Source organism: Agrobacterium tumefaciens (genome assembly GCF_005221325.1).
Taxonomy (GTDB): domain Bacteria; phylum Pseudomonadota; class Alphaproteobacteria; order Rhizobiales; family Rhizobiaceae; genus Agrobacterium.
The window spans coordinates 428,682-447,430 of record NZ_CP039888.1; the positions used below are offsets into that span (position 1 = coordinate 428,682).

Here is an 18,749-nt window from a genome sequence, read left to right on the forward strand (position 1 = left end):
AGTAGATATCGGAGAACCAAATTCCACAATGCCACTCTTCGGGCGATAGCGCTATTTCGAATGCGCCATCCGCTTGTCGAAAGCAAGCATGAGCGCCTTCAGTTCCGGCTCGTTGACGCGCTTGCCGGCTTCCCTGGGGCTGACCCATTCCAGCCGTCGCGATTCCTTTTCCGGGAAGCTGTCCCGCATTTCCGAAACTTCGAGCAGATGCACCTGGACCTTGCAGGGGACGTTGATGCCGCTGTTCAGTTTCTTCTCATATTCGTAATAGCCGAAAGGCGCCTTTTCGACCGTGCCTTTGACACCGGCTTCCTCATAGGCTTCCTGTTCTGCCACCGCATGGGCCTTCTTGTTGGCCATCGGCCATCCCTTGGGAATGACCCATCGCCCGGTATCACGGCTGGTCAGCAACAGCACTTCGGGCTCCGGAGTGGCCTTGGACAATCGATAGCACAGCGCCGCATATTGCTGTCGCGGCGGTCTGCGCAACATCAAGCCAACATCTGTCGCCAATCGATTCAAAATCTTCAATCCGAATAAATCCTCTTCGTCGGATAGTGATAATTACTAATATAGAGACGCCGCAAATTCCGCCAATCCCCCTTTACCCATAACCCACCACTGTCTTCATGCTGATGAAGAGTTCGGGCAGGGGATGTGGTCGATTTGCGAACAAAGTTTCGACCGGGTGGTTCCCCGGCCGGACAGCCGATGCGGTAACGCGCTCTCTGCCTGCCTTCAAGCCATTCGGAATGCAAACCCGCTATGAATTATGGCCGGTACTGCTCTGGCCGGGGTTCAGTCCCCAGTGTTGCAGGCCTTCGATCACGCCATCAGCTTCTTTCGCGGTCGAGTGAAAAAAGCGATTGTCCTTGTGTGCCAGCGAGACAAGCTCAGGCAGGGCGTTGCCCACGATCACACCGCGAATATTCTGCAATTCAAACATCGCCCGGTCGTTGCCAGTATCGCCCGAGACCACTGATTCGTCGAGGCCGATGCGCAATTGTCCACATAACCATGCAAGTGCCGCGCCCTTGTCGGCGGCCTTGGGCAATATGTCGAGGTCACGACCGCTGGAATAAACGATGCGGGCGTCTATTTCGGCCGACAGAAGGCCGGCTTCGATCTCACGGAGCGCGGCGGCATCGGCGTCATGCAGGAACCAGCTTGATTTCAGGCCGTGCTGATAACGCGCCTCCTGCATCGTCACGCCCGCAATGCCGCTCATGACATCAGCAATCCTCCGGGGGTCGAAACCGGTGCCGAGGGAGTGTGTATAGGCGGTTTCCAGTTCGCTGCGTTTTTTCGCATGCAGCATGGTGCCAACACCGCCGATGATGTAGTCCGGCTGCGGCAGCGGCACCTCTTCCAGAAGGGCAAGCTGATCATCGATCAACCGGCCGCTGTTGAAGACCAGAACCGGGCGAAGATCATCCGGCAGGGAGTACCAGAAATCGCGGAACCGCCGCGTGGCGTCGTTGTTGCCAACGACGGTTCCGTCGAGATCGGTGGAGAGAAGACGAAGCGGTTTCAATCGCCGTCATTCCATGGTTCGGCCCAGTCCGCTTCTTCGAGAACAGGCATCATCGTCCTGCCCTCCACAACAGCAAGAAGCTGCTGGGCAATGCCGGTCCAGGTAAAGAGGCTGCGCGCCTTGTGGGCTCCCATGCGGGAAAGCCGCCCGTAAAGCCGTTCATGTTTGAACGGTTTCATCATGGTGATGCCGAGATCTTCCTTGTCGAAAGGATCGGCGAACAGTGCATGTCGCCCATAGCTCACCGCACGGAACAGCCCGCCATGGATGGTGACGACGGTCGGCGTGCCGCTCGCCATCGCCTCGATCGCGGTCATGCCGAAGGGCTCGTAGCGGCTGGAAAGCACGAAGAGATCGGCAGCACGGTAAATGTCAGGCAGGTCTTCGTCCGCGACATAACCGGAAAAAGCCACTTTGTCTTCCAGCCCAAGCGATTTCACCCGTTCCTTCAGCTGGTTCAGAATGTTGGTTTCCTGCTCGTCCATATTCTCGCCGCCGACGGCGAGATGCAGGCGGGCTTCCGGTTCGCGCTCGGCAAGCACGGAGAAGCCGTCGATCAGCAGGTCGTACCCCTTGTTGGTGGCGAGCCGGCCGAGCGCCAGCACCACCTTGCCCTCGAAGCCGAAACGCTGCCGGATCATCTGCCGCGTTGCATCCGAAACGGGGAAGAAGCGGTTGTCGTCATAACCCGGCGGGATCATGTGGATATGTTTGCGTTTCTGCCCGTAATCCTCGATCAGCACGTCAAGCTGTACCGGGGTGGTGGCGATCACCATGTCGCAGCTGCGATAGATGATGAGCTCATGCTGGATGCGTTCCCTGAAGTTGAACTCCAGTTCGAACGTATCGGATTTTTCCGGGTAGTCGGTCTCCATCTGGCGCTTCTTCCAGATGCCGAGGGAATGCGGGGTGTGCAGATGCGGGATTTTCAGCGCTTCGGAGAGCCGCTGTCCGGCGACGCCTGCATCCCAGTAGTGGCTGTTGATGAAGGAGTAGTTGAGGTCGTTTTTCTTGATGAAACGCAGCGCGTTTTCGCACCATTCCATCAGGTGTCGGTGCAGATATTCCTTGGGAATGAAATCGCGCCCGCCGCAGGGAATGCGCACCACACGGACGCGCTCGTCAACCTCGTCGAATTCCGGCTGGTCTTCGAAGCGGCGGGTATAAAGATCGACGGTATAACCGAGTTGGCCGAGTTTGCGTGCAAGCTCAAGCACATAAACCACCTGCCCCCCGGTATCGGCCGCGCCCAGTGGTGGGTGTGCGGCGACATAGCCATGCGTCGATATGAGAGCTATCCGCGGATAGCGTTCAGTTTCGCTCGTGGTTGTCATGGGTCCCATCTTGGTAAATTTTTCCAATTAACCCGGTAAAAAGACCGAAGAGCACAAAAGGTTCCATCAAAACCGGAATAAAATGGATAGCGTATTTCGCCTGATGACGTTTTCAGCTGCTGCGCTGCTGTTGTCGCAAGCGGGAAATCCGGTCCCATTCGCGCGCCTGATGCGCCCTGGATGTCGTCTCCACGATGAAGTCAATATGGGCTTCCGCCGCCGTTCTTGCCGCTACCGGGTCGGCGGCGACGATGGCATCGTGGATGGCGATATGTTGCCTCAGTACCTCGTCATGCGCACCGGCGATGGTGAAGATGAGGTGACGGTTATAGAAAATGTCGTCGCTCAGAAGCCGGTAGCAGGATCGCAATGTATGCATCAGCACGATATTATGCGCCGCCTCGCCGATGGCGTTGTGGAATTCCACATCGCCCGTGAGCTCCTCTTCGAAGCGGCCCGCCTCATGCGCTTCGCGCATTCTGTCGACGATGGCAGCAAGGTTGCGCCTGTCCGGTTCCGTCGCACGCTCGGCGGCAAGTTCGGCCGCCATGCCCTCGATGGTGCGGCGATATTCGAGAAAATCCCGCGTCGCCCGGCTGTGGCGGGTAATCAGCGCGCTCAAGGGGTCGGAAAACACCGGGCCGACAATATCGGCCACATAGGTGCCGCCGCCATGCCGGCTGGTGAGAAGACCGCGGGTTTCGAGCTCCTTCAGCGCTTCGCGCAGGATCGGGCGGGAGACGTCCAGCTTCTGCGCCAGTTCCCGCTCGCCGGGCAGCCGGTCGCCATCGCGCAATATGCCGTCGAGGATCAGTTCCTCGAAACGTAAGATCACCTCCTGCGATGTGCGGCTGTGCTCGATGCGCGCAAAAAGCGTTTCGTCCATCGCAGAACTCTCCGGCGAAATGCCGCCCCGTATTTGATGCCCGGCAAATTATCAGCGAAGCATTGCACTGGTCAAATATTCTGTCCAGTTCCCCGCCCGACTGTATCAATGCCTGCGGCAACACGGCATCTGCCTTTTCGAACTGGCTTTTGTTAAAGCAACGCTTGGACAGGGGTTGATGGTGGATTTTTCTGCCAGGTGGATCAAAACAATGACATCGGCTTCGATTGCTGTGTTTTCATTGCAATCGATGTTCTAGAAATCCGGCGAGAAAAGCGGGGACGGTATCGCAATGGCCAAGGGTAGATTTGCATTCGCAAGCGCGCCGGAGAGATCGCTGGCTCTGGGTGAGGTCCACGCGCGGCCGACCGTGCTGCTCGCCCCGTCGCGCATCATCGTCCAGCTTGCCTTCATGATGGATGGCGGCTCGGCCGTGCACCATTCGGTCATTGCGGAAATGTCGCGCAGCCGTGGTGTTGCGCCGCCGGAACGTGATGCCCGCCACCATGCCATGCCCTGGGGGCAAGGAACATTGCGCTGGGAGCGGCACACGGAATTTTCCACCTGGTTTTGGGACGGTCCCGCGCCGGAAAAGTTTGGCGGCGAGATTGCCGGCGATCCTTTCGGTGACAGCTTTTCACCGCCCGGCTCGCTGATCTCGGGTGTGCGGCTGGAAATCCGCCCCGAGAACGGCGTTACCTCCCAGGCGCAAGCGATGTTCGAGCCGACCAGCCTCTGTCACAGCGATGTGCGCGACGGACAGGCGGCGATCCTCACCGATTTCCGCCAGGACCGCGATGGTCTGACGCAGATATTGGTGATCGACCGTGGCCTCAGCGATTACAGCCGCGGCGCACTGGTGCAGCGGCTTCTGGACATCGAGACCTATCGCACGCTTGCCATGCTTGGCCTGCCGATGGCGCAGACGCTGTCGCCGGAAATTCGCCGCATCGAAGATGGCCTGACCGGCATCACCCAACGCATGAAGAGCGACGCCCGCGACGAGGCCGATGCGCTGCTGGCCGAAATGACCCGGCTTGCCGCAGAGCTGGAGGCCAATGCCGCACTCAGCCTTTATCGTTTCGGCGCCAGCCGCGCCTATGACGGCATCGTGCGCGAACGCATCCGGGCGCTCGCGGAAACGCCCGTTCAGGGCCATGAGACCATGGGCAGCTTTCTGGAACGGCGCATGGCGCCAGCCATGCGCACCTGCCAGTCGGTGGAGGAGCGGCAGGCTAACCTGTCGCGCAAGCTCCATCGCGCCACTGCGCTCGTCAGAAGCTGGATCGACGTGGAACTGGAGCGGCAGAATACGGTGCTGCTCAACACCATGAACAAGCGCGCCGCCATGCAGCTTCGTTTGCAGCAGACAGTGGAAGGCCTGTCGGTCGCCGCGATCTCCTATTATGTCGTCGGGCTCATCGGTTATCTCACCAAGTCGATCAGCCATGACGTGCTGCCGGTCGATCCGGCCGTCGTCACCGGCATTTCCGTGCCCTTCGCCGTGCTTGGCGTCTGGTGGGTGGTACGCCGCATCCGCCGCTCCCATGCAGAGGGAGGGCACTGAAATCAAGATATCAGCCCTGCTCCCAATAGGGTGAAGGCCCATAAAGCCCGGCGAGATAATCAATGAACAACCGAACCTTGGCGGGCAGGAACTGCCGGCTCGGATAAACTGCCGAGAGCGTCACGTTGCGCGACCCCTCATAACCAGGCAGAACCTGCACCAGCTTTCCGCTGCGCAATTCATGGCCGATATCCCAGGTGGAGCGCAGCGCAATACCAAGCCCTGATATCACCGCCTCGCGGATCACCTCGCTCGAATTGGTGACCAGCATGCCCTCCGGGCGAATGCTGAGCGCGCCGCCCGGCCCCTCCAGCCGCCAGATATCATTATTGTGCGCCGGCAGGCAGCGGTGTTTCTTCAGATCCTCGATCGTGGCCGGCATGCCGTGCGCGGCAACATAGTCAGCCGAGGCGCAGAGCACGCGCCGCACCGGCGCCAGCCTGCGGGCCACGAGGCTTGAGGAATTGAGATCGGCAATGCGGATCGCCAGATCGTAACCGCCTTCGATGATATCGATGAACTCGTCGCTGAGCACCAGATTGACCGAGAGATCAGGATGCCGCTCCATGAAACCCTTCAGATGTGGCGCGATATGCATGCGCCCGAAGGAGGTGGAGGCGGAAACCTTCAGCGTGCCGTTGACGGTATTAGCCCGGCCGGACACAAAATCCTCGGCCTCTTCAAGGCCTTCCAGCACGGCCAGCACCCGCTCGTAAAATCCCTGTCCGGCTTCGGTCAAAGAAATCTGCCGCGTCGTGCGCTGGAAAAGCCGGGCGCCGAGCTTTTCTTCCAGCCGCTTGATGCGCTTGGAAATCACGGCGGGCGAATAGCCAAGCTCCCTGGCGGCGAGCGACATGCTGCCGGAGGCGGCAACGCTTGCAAAGACTTCCAGATCGCCCAGATTTGTCACAGTTGCCCCCGATTGTTTCCAGAACGGAAAAAATCCTTAGCATTTGATTGCGCCGTTTCAAAGTGGTAAAGAAAGAATACCAGTTGGAGGAACGTGCATGGAGGAGGGGCGGTGACGCAGCCGATCAAGTTTCTGGAGCCGCGTGCCAAGGTCGTCGCGAGTCGTGACCGCATCATCGCGGATCTCACGGATATCCTGCCGGCGGACTGTCTTGTGCACGAGCCGCGAGAGCTCGTGCCTTTCGAAACCGATGCCTTCGTCTCCTATCGCCGTCTGCCGCTGGCCGTGGCGCTGCCGAAAACGACGGAAGAAGCGGCGGCAGTGATGAAATATTGCCACCGTTACGGCATTCCCGTCGTGCCGCGCGGCGCCGGCACCTCGCTGTCCGGCGGTGCCATCCCGCAGGAGGATGCTGTCGTGATCGGCCTTTCCAAGATGAGCGCGATCCTCGATCTCGATTTTTACAATCGCACGGCGCGGGTGCAGGCGGGTGTCACCAATCTCTCCATTTCCGATGCTGCCGGGGCTGAGGGTTTCTTTTATGCGCCCGATCCCAGCTCGCAGCTTGCCTGCACCATCGGCGGCAATATCGGCATGAATTCCGGTGGCGCGCATTGCCTTAAATACGGCGTCACCACCAATAATCTGCTCGGCGTGAAAATGGTGCTGGTGGATGGCACGGTGCTGGAGCTTGGCGGCAATCACCTCGACGCCGCCGGTTACGATCTTCTCGCTCTCGTCTGCGGCTCGGAAGGCCAGCTCGGCATCGTCACGGAAGCGACGGTGCGGCTGATCGCCAAGCCGGAGGGGGCGCGGCCGGTGCTGTTCGGTTTCGAGACCTCTGAAGAAGCGGGCTCCTGCGTCGCCGATATCATCGGCGCGGGCATCATTCCGGTGGCCATCGAATTCATGGACAAACCGGCCATCGAGATTTGCGAGGCCTTCGCCAAGGCAGGCTATCCGCTTGACGTCGGTGCGCTTCTGATTGTCGAGGTCGAAGGCTCCGAGGCGGAAATGGACGCCATGCTGGCCGATATCGTCACCATTGCCAGAAAACATGGCGTGAAGACGGTGAAGGAATGCCAGTCGGCCATGGAGGCGGCGGCGATCTGGAAGGGCCGCAAATCCGCCTTCGGCGCAACCGGCCGCATCGCGGATTATATCTGCATGGATGGCACGGTGCCGCTTTCCCAACTTTCCCATGTGCTGAAAAAGACCAGCGAAATCACCGACCGGCTCGGCCTGCGCGTCGCCAATGTCTTCCATGCCGGTGATGGCAACATGCACCCGCTCATCCTGTTCAACGCCAATGACCCTGATGATGCGGCCCGCGCGGAAGAGGCGGGCAATGAAATATTGAAGCTCTGCGTCGATGCGGGCGGCTGTCTCACCGGAGAGCACGGTGTCGGCATCGAAAAGCGCGACCTGATGCGCCACCAATATGGCGAGGCTGATCTTGCCCAGCAGATGGCGGTGCGGGCGGCCTTTGACGAGGACTGGCTGATGAACCCTTCCAAGGTGTTTCCGCTGGAGGGCAGGAATTGAGGTACTCAAGCTTTCTTGCCTTGGAGGGTGTGGCTTACCCCCCTCTGCCCTGCCGGGCATCTCCCCCACAGGTGGGGAGATCGACCTGCGGCAAGGCCCCGCATTTCTCTTCGGTTGAGGTGGAGCGACGTAGGTGCGTCTTGCCGATCTCCCCACCTGTGGGGGAGATGCCCGGCAGGGCAGAGGGGGGTATCACTTGCTCGGAGCGCACCCCATGCTGACCCCCTACGCAGAAACCCAGGTCGCAGACATCATCCGCGACCACGCGACCCGAAAAACCCCGCTGAAAATCATCGGCGGCAACACCCGTTCCGGTTTCGGCAATGCTGTGGCCGCAGCTGAAACGCTTTCCTCCCGCGCTATGAACGGCATCATCGCCTACAACCCCGCCGAAATGGTCATGACCGTCAGGGCCGGCACACCGCTCGCCGCTGTCGAAGCCGCCCTTGCGGAAAACCGGCAGATGATGGCTTTCGAACCGATGGACCACCGTCTGATCATGGCAACCGAAGGCGAGCCGACCATCGGCGGTGTCTTTGCCGCCAATGTTTCCGGTCCGCGCCGTTATGTCGCCGGTGCGGCGCGTGACAGCCTGCTCGGCATCCGTTTCGTCAATGGCAGCGGCGAGATCATCAGGGCCGGTGGCCGGGTGATGAAGAATGTCACCGGTCTCGATCTTTCGAAGTTCCTGGCTGGCTCCTTCGGCACGCTCGGTTTCCTCACCGAGGTGACCTTTCGCGTATTGCCGAAACCGCCGGCGGAAAAAACCATCGTTGTGTCGGGGTTGGATGACGAGGCGGCGACGCGCATCATGGCCGCGGCGATGGCGATGAGCGTCGAGGTCTCCGGCGCGGCGCATCTGCCGGAAAGCGTGCGTTCCCGCTTCATCGATGGCGCCCTGCCGGAAGGCCCAGCGACCATTCTGCGGCTGGAAGGACTTGCCGCCTCGGTGGAGGCGCGTGCGGCCAAACTTCTGTCGGTCATGGATCGGGTCGGTCCGTGGACCTTGCTGGAGGGCGATGAAAGCAGGCTTTTGTGGCGGCAGGTGCGTGATGTCGCGCCCTATGCCGGGCAGGGTGCCAAACCGCTCTGGAAAGTCTCGGTCGCACCCGCCGCCGGCCACCGGCTGGTCGCGGCGCTGCGCATGGAAGCGGGCATCGACGCCTTTTACGACTGGCAGGGCGGCCTTGTCTGGATGCAGATGGAAGCGGACCCCGAGGCGGATTTGCTGCGTGGTGCTATCCGGGCGCTGGGTGGTGGCCATGCCACATTGCTGAGGGCGAGTGATGCGGTGCGCGCGACCGTGGCCGCATTCGAGCCGCGCCCATCGGCGGAAGCGCTGCTTTCGGCGCGCATCTGGGAAAAGCTCGATCCGGCGGGCATCTTCAATCCCGGCAAGATGGCTGTAACGATGGAAAGGGCCGTCTGACCATGCAAACATCATTCACATCAGAGCAACTGGCCGATCCGCATGTGGCGGAATCCGAAAAAATCCTGCGCAAATGTGTGCATTGCGGCTTCTGCACCGCCACCTGTCCCACTTATGTCACGCTGGGCAACGAGCTGGACAGCCCGCGTGGCCGCATCTACCTCATCAAGGACATGCTGGAAAACAGCCGCCCGGCCGACCGTGAGGTCGTCACCCATATCGACCGCTGTCTCTCCTGCCTGGCCTGCACCACCACCTGTCCCTCCGGCGTGGATTACATGCATCTGGTCGATCACGCCCGCGCGCACATCGAACAGACCTATAAGCGCCCCTTCATGGACCGGCTGATCCGCAATCTTCTGGTTGCTGTCCTGCCGCATCCCGGCCGCTTCCGGCTGGCTCTGCATCTGGCAAGGCTGGCGCGGCCCTTCTCGGGTCTGCTTGCCAAGTCTCCGGCGCTGAAGCCGCTGCAATCCATGCTCGCTCTTGCCCCCGCTGCGGTGCCGCCGGTCTCCGCATCCGCCCGTCCGGGCGCACGGCCAGCGGAAGGCGAAAAGCGAGGGCGCGTCGCCATTCTCACCGGCTGCGCCCAGCCGGTGCTCGATCCCGGTATCAACGAGGCGACGCTCAGGCTTCTTTCACGGTTCGGCATCGAGGTCGTCGTACCCAAGGGCGAGGGCTGCTGCGGCTCTCTGGTGCATCACATGGGCCGCGAGGAAGAGGCGCTTGCCTCCGCCCGGCGGAATGTCGATGTCTGGATGCGGGAGATGGAGGAGGGCGGTCTCGACGCCATCATCATCACCGCCTCTGGCTGCGGCACCACCATCAAGGATTATGGCCATATGCTGCGGCTCGATCCGGCCTATGCCGAAAAGGCCGCGCGGGTCTCGGCGCTTGCGAAAGACATCACCGAATATCTCGCCACCCTCGATCTGCCGCAAAGGCAGAGCCAGGGCCTGACGGTTGCCTATCATTCCGCCTGCTCCATGCAGCATGGCCAGAAGATCACGCTGGCGCCGAAACAGCTCTTGAAAGCGGCGGGTTTCACCGTGCGCGATCCGGCGGAAGGGCATCTGTGCTGCGGCTCGGCTGGAACCTACAACATCCTGCAGCCGGAAATTTCCAGCAAGCTCAAGGCGCGAAAGGTGAAGAATATCGAGGCCACGCGGGCGGATGTCATCGCGACAGGCAATATCGGCTGCATCACGCAGATCGGAACCGGCACGGATATGCCGATCCTCCACACGGTCGAATTGCTGGACTGGGCCTATGGCGGGCCGAAGCCGGCGAGGCTTTTGGTTTAGAACTTATACGCCACACCGAAATTCACCGCATTGGTAATGACGTCGGTCTTCAACGAGCCGCCATTGTCGATATCCACGTCGATAAAGGAGTAGGTGCCCTTATATTCCACGAAGGTCGACCAGCTGTCCGTGATGCGGTAGCTGAGGCCGGCCTGGGCCTGAAGGGTGGCGCCGCCGAACTGGTATTCGAAGGTCTTGCCTGACGGGCGGTACACTTCCACATGCGGCACATTGATGCCGACGCCGGCGCCTATATAGGGTGTCAGACGTATCGATTCCAGCGGAAAGCGGTAGAGCGCATTCAGCGTCAGAAGGTTCAGGCCGTCGGTGAATTCGAAATGCGACCAGCCGGAACGGGCAAGCGTCTCGTCGTCGGCATAGACCTTGTCATGGGTGAAATCGAGCGAGATACCGAAATTCCGGAGCTGGCCCTCATCGAACCAGTAGGTGCCGCGCACGCCCCAATAGGGCGGGTTGGAGAAGGATTTGCCTTCCCATCCGGCGCGGAAATCCGGCCCGTCAGACACCGTCACATCGCTGTGCGGCGCGCTTTGCCAGCCCCCATAACCGGAAATTTCAAATTCGCCTGCGGTTGCGGCGGAAAAAGAGACGCCGCTGAAGAGCAGGGCGCAAACAAGTAAAGTATGGCGCGACATTTAAGAGAATCCGAATTGATATCAGAAATGCACCAAATCGTTTTTTGATAACATGTGAATGACAGAAACGAAAAACGGGCGGTCAGCTGACCACCCGTCTTAAGGCCGTTCCATCATCCCCCGGAGAGGTCCGGCGCCTGGCGTCCCCCGCCAAGTTCGCTCAATTCAAGTGAGGATTGTACCGCCGCGAGGCAGCAATTCAAGCGGATACGCCATTACGCTGGCCTTGTGGCGGCGGGAATGGCCGAACCGTTGCCGTCATATCACAATGACGCGGGTTCCGACGTTCACGCGCTCATAGAGATCGGTGACATCCTCGTTGCGCATGCGGATGCAGCCGGAGGAATTGTTGCTGCCGATCGTCCAGGGCTGGTTGGTGCCGTGGATGCGGTAAAGCGTCGACCCGAGATACATGGCGCGCGCGCCCATGGGGTTGGCTGGGCCGCCTTCCATGAAGGCCGGCAGGTAATGTCCCTTTGTCGCCTCTCGGCTGATCATCTCCTTCGGCGGCGTCCAGCTCGGCCATTCCGCCTTGCGGGTCACCTTGTGGGTTCCGGCCCATTCAAAACCGGGCTTGCCAACCCCGACGCCATAACGCCGGGCCTTGCCATCGGCGAGCACCAGATAGAGGAAGCGGTTTGGCGTATCGATGACGATGGTGCCGGGCTTTTCGGCGGTCTGATAGCTCACGATCTGCGGCAGGAACTGCGGCGCGATCTGCGTGCGCACCGGCGCATTGGGGCGCATGGCGGCATTCTGCACCCGCGCCGGGCGCTGCGATGTGACGCCGGAGCTGGGGCGCTGCGGCATGGCGGCGGCCTGGCGCTGCTGGAACAGCGGCTGGCGTGCGGCAGGCGCGCGCGGATAGACCATCGGCCGGACATTGCCGCGGCCGCCGAGTTGGGTGACCCAGGGGGCGGAAAGATCCGGGCTGACGACGACGGGCGGGCGCTCGCGATACCGCTCATTGGCCATGGCGGCCGGGACGGCAAGGGTGGAAACGAGGCTCAGCGCCAGAAAAACGGACTTCATCGGCATCGGGTGGACTCTCTCTGCGGGATGTCGCAACAATGGAAATTGCGGGATCATTCACCCGCTTTGCCGGACACGTTCGCACCTCGACGCCAGCGAATCGTAAATGGCTGTTCATTAAAAAGCGCTTCATTAGGGAAAGCTGGATTTAAGGTTAGCGCCCGGTTTTGAAACGTGGTGAATGAGTGGTAAGCGCGCAGGTTCACACCACCTGCGGGTGGGAGCGAAAAGGGATTGTCAGCGGATGAGCGAAGCGGGACTTGAAACGGGCGCGGATGGCCGCGTTCGGTGTTTCTGGCAGCAGGGGCTGGAAGATTACAGCCGTTATCACGACGAGGAATGGGGTTACCCTGTGACCGACGATCGCCGCCTGTTCGAGAAAATCTGCCTGGAAGGTTTCCAGTCCGGGCTTTCCTGGCTCACCGTGCTGCGCAAGCGTGAGTCGTTCCGGCTTGCCTTTGCCAATTTTGAATTCGAAAAAGTGGCGGAGTTTGGTGATGCCGATATCGAGCGCTGCCTTGCCGACAAAGGCATCATCCGCCATCGCGGCAAGATCGTTTCCACCATCAACAATGCCCGCCGTGCCATGGCGCTGCGCGATGAATTCGGTTCGCTTGCGCGTTATTTCTGGGGTTTCGAGCCTGCCGCCGCAGAAAGGCCGCAAACGCTGGACTATGCGACGTTAAGGGCCAACCCCACCAGCGCCGCCTCCATCCGCCTTTCCAAGGATTTGAAGAAGCGGGGCTGGACCTTCGTCGGCCCGACGACCGTCTATGCATTCATGCAGGCCATGGGTATGGTCAACGACCATATCGAAGGCTGTCATTGCCGCCAGCCGATAGAGGCCATGCGGCGGGAGTTTGTACGTCCATGAAGGTAACTTCCCTTCTTCTGGCGCTCACCATGGCCGCTGCCGCCGTGCCGCATCCATCCTTCGCGGAAAGCCGCAATGTCGATGGCATCTGGCTCGATGACGGTGAAAGGCTGAAGGAAGTGGCCCTGCCGCCGGTGGGACCGCTGACGCTGGACGGCTGGACGCGGCGCGGGCGTGGCGACGTCTATCGCCTGAAGGTGAAGGCGGGGCAGACGGTGAAGATCGAGCTTGCCGCGTCAAGTGAATTCGTCCTGATGGCGGTCTTCGATTTTTCGACGCCGGATGAGGACGCGATCTTCTTCAGCGATTCCGGCGGCAAGATCGCGACGCTGACGCCGAAGGCGGATACCGAATGGTTGATCCGCCCGACACTCATTCTGGGATCGCCGCGCCGCGGCCTCGGCGCGCATTATACGTTGACGGTCAGCACCGGGACATAACGGTGCGCCCTCAGGCCGCCTGCGTCAGCAGGATCAGGCCGAAGCTCAGAGCACCCAGCAGCACGAGCGACAGGCTGGCGGCAAGGATGACCTTGCCACCGGCATGGCGAAGGCTGCGAATATCGACCGATAGTCCGAGAGCCGCCATCGACATGATGGTGAGGATGTTGGAGAGCGAGGCGACGGGGGAGAGCAGCACCTCGGGGATGAGGCCGAAGGAGCGCGCCATGATCATCAGCACGAAGCCGATGATGAACCACGGAACCATTTGCTGCAGCTTCAGGCGCCCCTTGTCGGACCGGCCGTGGATGACGGAGAGAGCGGCAATGACCGGACCCAGCATCAGCACGCGGATGAGCTTGACGATGGTGCCCGTCTGCACGGCAACGACGCCGATAGGAGCGGTGGCGGCCAGAACCTGAGGCACCGCATAGACCGTCAGACCCGCAAAGATGCCGTATTGGGTGGCATCGAGGCCGAGGAGCTGCGGCAGGAACGGCATCAGAAGAACGGCGGCGACGCCGAGAATTGCGGTAAATGCAATCGAGGCGGCAACATCTTCCGGCTTGGCGCCGATGGCGGGTGCTGCGGCTGCGATGGCGGAATTGCCGCAGATGGAGTTGCCGCAGGCAATCAGCGTCGCAAGCTTGGGCGGTAGACCCAGCATTCGCCCCGCGGCATAGCTAACGACGAGCGACAGCGCCACGATCAGCGCGATACCACCGATCAGCAAACCACCGGCGCCTTTGAGAATGGAAAGGCTCAAGGATGCGCCGAGAAGCGCCACGGCGATTTCAAGCAGGGTCTTGGCACTGAACTTGATGCCAGCCGAAGCGATGGCCGGCAGCGACACCAGCGAACGCAGCATCGTGCCGATCAGAATGGCAAGCACCAGATCGCCGAGCCATGCGTGTCCCGCAATCCGCACCTGAAAACGCTCCGCTAGAATGGCGGCGCAGCTGACCGCCGCGCAGACGAGAATTCCCGGCAGAAGCGGGGTGAGCCAGCGAAGCGAAAATTGAAACGGATGGGCGAGGGTGCGATGTTGTGCCATGCGTCGACAATGCCGCAGCCGCCTGTTTTATTCTATCAAATAATATGGCATATATCGTTCGATAAAATCGAATGAAGCGCCATGACCTTCGAACAACTCCGTATCTTCATTGCTGTCGCCGAGCGCGAACATCTGACCCGCGCCGCCGAAGCCATCGGTCTCACGGCTTCCGCGGTCAGTTCCGCCATCAAGAATCTCGAGGCCTTTTATAATGTCGAGCTGTTCCACCGTGTCGGCCGCAACATCGAGTTGACCGAAAGCGGCCGGGCATTTCTGGGCGAGGCTAAGGCGACACTGGCGCGTGTGCGCAATGCGGAATTGATTCTCTCTGAAATGGGCGGGCTGACGCGCGGCGAAATCACCGTCTGCGCCAGCCAGACGATTGCAAGCTACTGGCTGCCGCCGATCCTGATGCGGTTCAAGAAACTCTATCCCGGCGTGACGGTCCGGCTGGATATCGGCAATACCAAGACGGTGACGCAGGCGGTGCTGGATGGTCTGGCGGAGGTCGGCTTCATCGAAGGCAGGATCGATGAACCGGCATTGATGGTGCAGCCGGTCGTGTCCGACAAGCTTCTGGTCGTCACCGGTTCAGCCCATCCTTTCGCCGACGGCCGCTATCTCACCGCGCTGGATATGCTTTACGGCACATCCTGGGTTCTGCGCGAACAGGGCTCCGGCACTCGCTCCGCCTTTGAGGCGGCGGTGCGGCAGATGGGGGTGGATCCGGCTGAGCTGTCCGTCATGCTGGAACTGCCATCCAACGAAGCGGTGGTGATGGCGGCCCGCTCCGGCGGCGCGGCCACCGCCGTCTCGGCTTCCGTCGCGTCGCTTTTTCTGCGGCAGGGCTTGCTGGTCCGCGCCGGCATCGATCTGCCGGCACGCAATTTCGCCTTGCTGCGCCACAAGGAGCGCCATACCAGCCGCGCCGCGATGGAACTGGAGCGCCTCAGCCGGGCGGCGTCGGAGGATTACAAGGCTGGTCTCGCGGGGCTGTAGTTGGCAGGAGTGACCCCGACCGTCAAATGTCCATCACGTCATTTCACGCGCAATGACGCGATGCACGATGCGATAATCCCTGCTTTCCTCCCCGAAGGGCGCGAGCGGCCAGTCCCATGCGGCAGCAGGCGAGGCAATCTCGACGCCATGCAGCAGGTCTTCATGCTGCTGCAGGCTGCCATCCTTGCCGATGATATCGAAGGCAGTGTCCGTCACCAGACACACCTTGCAGGGCAGGCCCGCCAGCGCATCGAGATGCGTCCGAATGAGCCCTGGCAAAAGATCATCAGGCGCGTTCGCGATTTTCTCCCGTTCCAGCCGATGCTGCCCCCCGGTGCCGATCTGCGACAGGAGGTTGGCCGAGACGACGAGATCGAGATAGGGCACGCGCCGCAGGAAATCGAGCGGTTCCGCCGGTCGGCCAACGATGAGGTCATCGAAGCCGGAAAGATCGCGATTGGCGATGCGAACGTTCTTTTTGGCATTGAACCGCAGCTTCGCCTGCACGCTGGCAAGGTGCACCAGATCGACCAGAACGACCGTATCGAACATCGCCACCAGCGCGTTGTGGGGCACATCCCGCAACAGGCCGGAACCCAGCACCACGGCCGTCCGTCGCTGCTTCAGCGTTCTCGCCGATTGCAGCACGAATTGCCGACTGTTGTTTTCATGCTCCGCCCAGGCGGCGGCGCAGCGATTGGCGCGCGCCCAGAGGTTGACGGAATAACGGACATGCGGCCGGAATTCCTTCGGCGTGACCGCGCGGGTGGCGGCATATTGCAGGGCTTCGAGGATCATGAATGCCTAACGGTAAATTTCACGGCGATGGCCGATTTCGACCACCAGAACGACCAGCTTGTGGTCCTGTATATCGCAGATGATGCTGTAATCGCCCACCCGGTAACGCCAGTAGTTTCCGAGTTCGGAACCCTGAAGGGCCGCGCCGGTTTGGCGCGGGTCGTCCAGCGCCGCCAGCCTTTCATGGAGAAAGCTGCGGATACGCCGGCGCACTTCCGGATTTATCTTGCGCATCTCTTTCTGGACAAGCGTGTGATATTCAATTGTCCAGATCACGCCAGAACTCCTCGGCGCTTATAACCTTCGATTCTCCGCGCTGAATGCGCCGCGTCGCCTCTTCGGCAAGATAGAGGTCTTCCATATCGTCAATATGTTTCTCGATCGCCTCGCGGATGTAAAACGCAGAGGTGCGGCCGGTGCGCTCAGACAACGCCTTCAGCCGCTCATAGGTCTCGTCCGGCAGGCGGATGGCCGTCTGTTTGCTCATGGGTTCAGGTCCTTTTCGATCTGAAGTGGGATACGTGTATCCCATATATCACCACTTGCCTTGCGGGGCCAGCAGAACCGGTGCCTTTGCGGCTTGCCGCACAGGGCTTCATCCTCTAAAGCATGTCTCCCAAAAGTGCGCAGCGGTTTTGGGATAAAGACATGCGTAAAAAAAAGAAATTAAAGCGCGGCGCGCTTTAATACCGGCATAATTTCAGGAAAATATCGGATCGGCATCATGAGCGAAAAAGCAAAAAAGCCACAGAAACTGAAAGCCCGCCTGCCGCGCGGCTTCGTGGATCGTTCGGCTGCCGATATCCATGCCACCAATGAGATGGTCGACAAGATCCGTAGGGTATACGAGCTTTACGGCTTCGATCCGATGGAAACACCGCTGTTCGAATATACCGATGCACTCGGCAAGTTCCTGCCAGATAGCGACCGCCCGAACGAAGGCGTGTTTTCGCTGCAGGACGACGACGACCAATGGATGAGCTTGCGGTATGATCTCACCGCGCCGCTCGCCCGTCATGTCGCGGAAAACTTCAACGAAATTCAGCTGCCCTTCCGCACCTATCGCGCCGGTTACGTGTTCCGCAATGAAAAGCCAGGCCCCGGCCGGTTTCGGCAATTCATGCAGTTCGATGCCGATACGGTCGGTGCTGCCGGTGTGCAGGCCGATGCCGAAATGTGCATGATGATGGCCGATACGCTGGAAGCGCTCGGCATCGCGCGCGGAGACTATGTCATCCGGGTCAACAACCGCAAGGTGCTCGATGGCGTCATGGAAGCCATCGGCCTCGGCGGCGAGGACAATGCCGGCCGCCGTCTGAACGTGCTGCGCGCCATCGACAAGCTCGACAAGTTCGGCCCGGAAGGGGTGAAGCTGTTGCTCGGCCCCGGCCGCAAGGATGAATCCGGCGACTTCACCAAGGGCGCGGGTCTCGGCGACGAGCAGATTGAAAAAGTTCTGTTTTTCGTCGGCATCAAGGATTATGCGCAAAGCGCCGATGATCTCGCTAAACTGGTTGCGGGCACATCGAAGGGTGAGGAAGGCGTTGATGAGCTGAACATCATCGGCGCTCTGGTCACCAGTGCGGGTTATGATGCGACGCGCATCAAGATCGATCCCTCCGTCGTGCGCGGTCTCGAATATTACACCGGTCCGGTCTACGAGGCCGAACTGACCTTCGACGTCACCAATGAAAAGGGCGAAAAGGTCGTGTTTGGTTCGGTCGGCGGCGGCGGGCGTTATGATGGCCTCGTTTCGCGCTTCATGGGCCAGCCGGTTCCGGCCACGGGCTTTTCCATCGGTGTCTCGCGCCTGATGACGGCGCTGAAGAACCTCGGCAAGCTCGGTCAGGTCAAGCCACTTGCCCCGGTTCTCATCACCGTCATGGACGGCGATGTTGAAAGCATGGGCCGTTACCAGCGCTTCACGCAGGCGCTGCGCGCCGAGGGCATCCGCGCCGAAATGTACCAGGGCAACTGGAAGAAATTCGGCAACCAGCTGAAATATGCCGACCGCCTCGGCTCCCCCATCGCCATCATTCAGGGCGGTGACGAGCGCGCCGAAGGCGTCGTGCAGATCAAGGATCTGATCGAAGGCAAGCGCCTCTCCGGCGAAATCGAGGACAATGCCAGCTGGCGAGAGGCGCGCGTGGCGCAGGTCAGCGTGCCGGAAGCCGAACTGGTGGCGAAGGTCCGCGAGATTCTGGAGCATCAGGCCGAAGATGTGCGGCGGGCCGCAGAAGATGTGCTGCGGTCTGAAAGCAAGTAACGTGACGCGTACCGCTTACCCCCCTCTGCCCTGCCGGGCATCTCCCCCTCAAAGGGGGAGATCGGCAAGCGGCCAGCGCGGCAAACGCCCACTGATCTCCCCCCTTGAGGGGGAGATGTCA

The 18,749-nt window shown here is 60.8% G+C and carries 19 protein-coding genes; 8 read left to right on the plus strand and 11 right to left on the minus strand.

What is annotated here, in order from left to right:
* Window positions 1-51 precede the first annotated feature (51 nt).
* From CFBP5499_RS02260 to CFBP5499_RS02275, 4 genes are all read right to left on the minus strand, one after another.
* Window positions 52-492 carry an NUDIX hydrolase gene (locus CFBP5499_RS02260; RefSeq protein ID WP_173986333.1) on the minus strand — a complete coding sequence of 147 codons (441 nt, stop codon included), beginning with the start codon at window positions 490-492 and terminating at the stop codon, window positions 52-54.
* Window positions 493-763: 271 nt separating this feature from the next.
* On the minus strand, window positions 764-1,534 hold the full coding sequence (locus tag CFBP5499_RS02265; protein WP_080825948.1) for an HAD family hydrolase: 771 nt from the start codon (window positions 1,532-1,534) through the stop codon (window positions 764-766).
* Window positions 1,531-2,877 (minus strand): glycosyltransferase family 4 protein, encoded by a 1,347-nt coding sequence (locus tag CFBP5499_RS02270; protein ID WP_173986335.1) that lies wholly within the window; start codon window positions 2,875-2,877, stop codon window positions 1,531-1,533. The genes CFBP5499_RS02265 and CFBP5499_RS02270 overlap by 4 nt, the downstream gene beginning before the upstream one ends.
* A 103-nt stretch (window positions 2,878-2,980) precedes the next feature.
* A complete protein-coding gene (locus CFBP5499_RS02275; RefSeq protein ID WP_080825942.1) occupies window positions 2,981-3,754 on the minus strand; it encodes a FadR/GntR family transcriptional regulator in 774 nt (257 codons plus the stop codon).
* A gap of 292 nt (window positions 3,755-4,046) precedes the next feature.
* Here CFBP5499_RS02275 and CFBP5499_RS02280 point away from each other — a divergent pair, with 292 nt between their 5' ends.
* Window positions 4,047-5,321, plus strand: a complete 1,275-nt coding sequence (locus CFBP5499_RS02280; protein WP_080825936.1) for a DUF3422 family protein — start codon at window positions 4,047-4,049, stop codon at window positions 5,319-5,321.
* 10 nt (window positions 5,322-5,331) lie between these two features.
* Here the strand turns inward: CFBP5499_RS02280 and CFBP5499_RS02285 are convergent, their stop codons facing one another.
* Complete coding sequence (locus CFBP5499_RS02285) at window positions 5,332-6,231, minus strand: LysR family transcriptional regulator (RefSeq protein ID WP_080825928.1); 900 nt, start codon at window positions 6,229-6,231, stop codon at window positions 5,332-5,334.
* A 111-nt stretch (window positions 6,232-6,342) separates the two neighbouring features.
* Here CFBP5499_RS02285 and CFBP5499_RS02290 point away from each other — a divergent pair, with 111 nt between their 5' ends.
* From CFBP5499_RS02290 to glcF, 3 genes are all read left to right on the plus strand, one after another.
* Window positions 6,343-7,776, plus strand: coding sequence for an FAD-linked oxidase C-terminal domain-containing protein (locus CFBP5499_RS02290; protein ID WP_080825925.1), 1,434 nt, complete (start codon window positions 6,343-6,345; stop codon window positions 7,774-7,776).
* A gap of 214 nt (window positions 7,777-7,990) precedes the next feature.
* Window positions 7,991-9,205 carry a glycolate oxidase subunit GlcE gene (gene glcE, locus CFBP5499_RS02295; RefSeq protein WP_080825922.1) on the plus strand — a complete coding sequence of 405 codons (1,215 nt, stop codon included), beginning with the start codon at window positions 7,991-7,993 and terminating at the stop codon, window positions 9,203-9,205.
* Between the two features lie 2 nt (window positions 9,206-9,207).
* Window positions 9,208-10,509 carry a glycolate oxidase subunit GlcF gene (glcF, locus tag CFBP5499_RS02300; RefSeq protein ID WP_080825919.1) on the plus strand — a complete coding sequence of 434 codons (1,302 nt, stop codon included), beginning with the start codon at window positions 9,208-9,210 and terminating at the stop codon, window positions 10,507-10,509.
* On the opposite strand, the gene CFBP5499_RS02305 is transcribed toward glcF, so the two are convergent.
* Both CFBP5499_RS02305 and CFBP5499_RS02310 read right to left on the minus strand, forming a co-directional pair.
* Entirely contained in the window at window positions 10,506-11,165 is a 660-nt protein-coding gene (locus CFBP5499_RS02305) for an outer membrane beta-barrel protein (protein WP_080825916.1), read from the minus strand. The two genes, glcF and CFBP5499_RS02305, sit on opposite strands and share 4 nt — an antisense overlap.
* Window positions 11,166-11,423: 258 nt before the next feature.
* Entirely contained in the window at window positions 11,424-12,203 is a 780-nt protein-coding gene (locus tag CFBP5499_RS02310) for a L,D-transpeptidase (RefSeq protein WP_080825913.1), read from the minus strand.
* Between the two features lie 238 nt (window positions 12,204-12,441).
* On the opposite strand from CFBP5499_RS02310, the gene CFBP5499_RS02315 reads away from it, so the two are divergent.
* A complete protein-coding gene (locus CFBP5499_RS02315) occupies window positions 12,442-13,071 on the plus strand; it encodes a DNA-3-methyladenine glycosylase I (RefSeq protein WP_080825910.1) in 630 nt (209 codons plus the stop codon).
* Window positions 13,068-13,511: a hypothetical protein gene (locus CFBP5499_RS02320; protein ID WP_080825907.1), complete on the plus strand. Its 444-nt coding sequence runs from the start codon at window positions 13,068-13,070 to the stop codon at window positions 13,509-13,511. The genes CFBP5499_RS02315 and CFBP5499_RS02320 overlap by 4 nt, the downstream gene beginning before the upstream one ends.
* 10 nt (window positions 13,512-13,521) lie before the next feature.
* Here CFBP5499_RS02320 and CFBP5499_RS02325 read toward each other — a convergent pair whose 3' ends face one another.
* Complete coding sequence (locus CFBP5499_RS02325) at window positions 13,522-14,565, minus strand: YeiH family protein (RefSeq protein WP_130932463.1); 1,044 nt, start codon at window positions 14,563-14,565, stop codon at window positions 13,522-13,524.
* Window positions 14,566-14,646: 81 nt separating this feature from the next.
* Between CFBP5499_RS02325 and CFBP5499_RS02330 the strand changes: the two genes are divergently transcribed.
* Window positions 14,647-15,564 carry a LysR family transcriptional regulator gene (locus CFBP5499_RS02330; RefSeq protein WP_080825904.1) on the plus strand — a complete coding sequence of 306 codons (918 nt, stop codon included), beginning with the start codon at window positions 14,647-14,649 and terminating at the stop codon, window positions 15,562-15,564.
* Between the two features lie 33 nt (window positions 15,565-15,597).
* Here the strand turns inward: CFBP5499_RS02330 and CFBP5499_RS02335 are convergent, their stop codons facing one another.
* Genes CFBP5499_RS02335 through relB form a run of 3 tightly spaced genes read right to left on the minus strand, consistent with a single transcriptional unit; the run spans window position 15,598 to window position 16,849 of the window.
* Entirely contained in the window at window positions 15,598-16,362 is a 765-nt protein-coding gene (locus CFBP5499_RS02335; protein WP_080825901.1) for a hypothetical protein, read from the minus strand.
* A 6-nt stretch (window positions 16,363-16,368) separates the two neighbouring features.
* Window positions 16,369-16,638: a type II toxin-antitoxin system RelE family toxin gene (locus tag CFBP5499_RS02340; protein WP_080825898.1), complete on the minus strand. Its 270-nt coding sequence runs from the start codon at window positions 16,636-16,638 to the stop codon at window positions 16,369-16,371.
* Window positions 16,622-16,849 carry a type II toxin-antitoxin system RelB family antitoxin gene (relB, locus tag CFBP5499_RS02345; RefSeq protein WP_080825895.1) on the minus strand — a complete coding sequence of 76 codons (228 nt, stop codon included), beginning with the start codon at window positions 16,847-16,849 and terminating at the stop codon, window positions 16,622-16,624. Before relB ends, CFBP5499_RS02340 begins: the two co-directional genes overlap by 17 nt.
* Window positions 16,850-17,086: 237 nt before the next feature.
* Here relB and hisS point away from each other — a divergent pair, with 237 nt between their 5' ends.
* Window positions 17,087-18,628 carry a histidine--tRNA ligase gene (gene hisS / locus CFBP5499_RS02350; RefSeq protein ID WP_080825893.1) on the plus strand — a complete coding sequence of 514 codons (1,542 nt, stop codon included), beginning with the start codon at window positions 17,087-17,089 and terminating at the stop codon, window positions 18,626-18,628.
* The last annotated feature ends 121 nt before the right edge of the window (window positions 18,629-18,749 follow it).

What these genes read in the sequence shown, in the direction of transcription:
- CFBP5499_RS02260 (WP_173986333.1), bottom strand. Translation starts at nt 492, where the DNA reads ATGTTGCGCAGACCGCCGCGACAGCAATATGCGGCGCTGTGCTATCGA.
- CFBP5499_RS02270 (WP_173986335.1), bottom strand. Translation starts at nt 2,877, where the DNA reads ATGGGACCCATGACAACCACGAGCGAAACTGAACGCTATCCGCGGATA.
- CFBP5499_RS02275 (WP_080825942.1), bottom strand. Translation starts at nt 3,754, where the DNA reads ATGGACGAAACGCTTTTTGCGCGCATCGAGCACAGCCGCACATCGCAG.
- CFBP5499_RS02280 (WP_080825936.1), top strand. Translation starts at nt 4,047, where the DNA reads ATGGCCAAGGGTAGATTTGCATTCGCAAGCGCGCCGGAGAGATCGCTG.
- glcE (WP_080825922.1), top strand. Translation starts at nt 7,991, where the DNA reads ATGCTGACCCCCTACGCAGAAACCCAGGTCGCAGACATCATCCGCGAC.
- glcF (WP_080825919.1), top strand. Translation starts at nt 9,208, where the DNA reads ATGCAAACATCATTCACATCAGAGCAACTGGCCGATCCGCATGTGGCG.
- CFBP5499_RS02305 (WP_080825916.1), bottom strand. Translation starts at nt 11,165, where the DNA reads ATGTCGCGCCATACTTTACTTGTTTGCGCCCTGCTCTTCAGCGGCGTC.
- CFBP5499_RS02310 (WP_080825913.1), bottom strand. Translation starts at nt 12,203, where the DNA reads ATGCCGATGAAGTCCGTTTTTCTGGCGCTGAGCCTCGTTTCCACCCTT.
- CFBP5499_RS02315 (WP_080825910.1), top strand. Translation starts at nt 12,442, where the DNA reads ATGAGCGAAGCGGGACTTGAAACGGGCGCGGATGGCCGCGTTCGGTGT.
- CFBP5499_RS02320 (WP_080825907.1), top strand. Translation starts at nt 13,068, where the DNA reads ATGAAGGTAACTTCCCTTCTTCTGGCGCTCACCATGGCCGCTGCCGCC.
- CFBP5499_RS02325 (WP_130932463.1), bottom strand. Translation starts at nt 14,565, where the DNA reads ATGGCACAACATCGCACCCTCGCCCATCCGTTTCAATTTTCGCTTCGC.
- CFBP5499_RS02330 (WP_080825904.1), top strand. Translation starts at nt 14,647, where the DNA reads ATGACCTTCGAACAACTCCGTATCTTCATTGCTGTCGCCGAGCGCGAA.
- CFBP5499_RS02335 (WP_080825901.1), bottom strand. Translation starts at nt 16,362, where the DNA reads ATGATCCTCGAAGCCCTGCAATATGCCGCCACCCGCGCGGTCACGCCG.
- relB (WP_080825895.1), bottom strand. Translation starts at nt 16,849, where the DNA reads ATGAGCAAACAGACGGCCATCCGCCTGCCGGACGAGACCTATGAGCGG.
- hisS (WP_080825893.1), top strand. Translation starts at nt 17,087, where the DNA reads ATGAGCGAAAAAGCAAAAAAGCCACAGAAACTGAAAGCCCGCCTGCCG.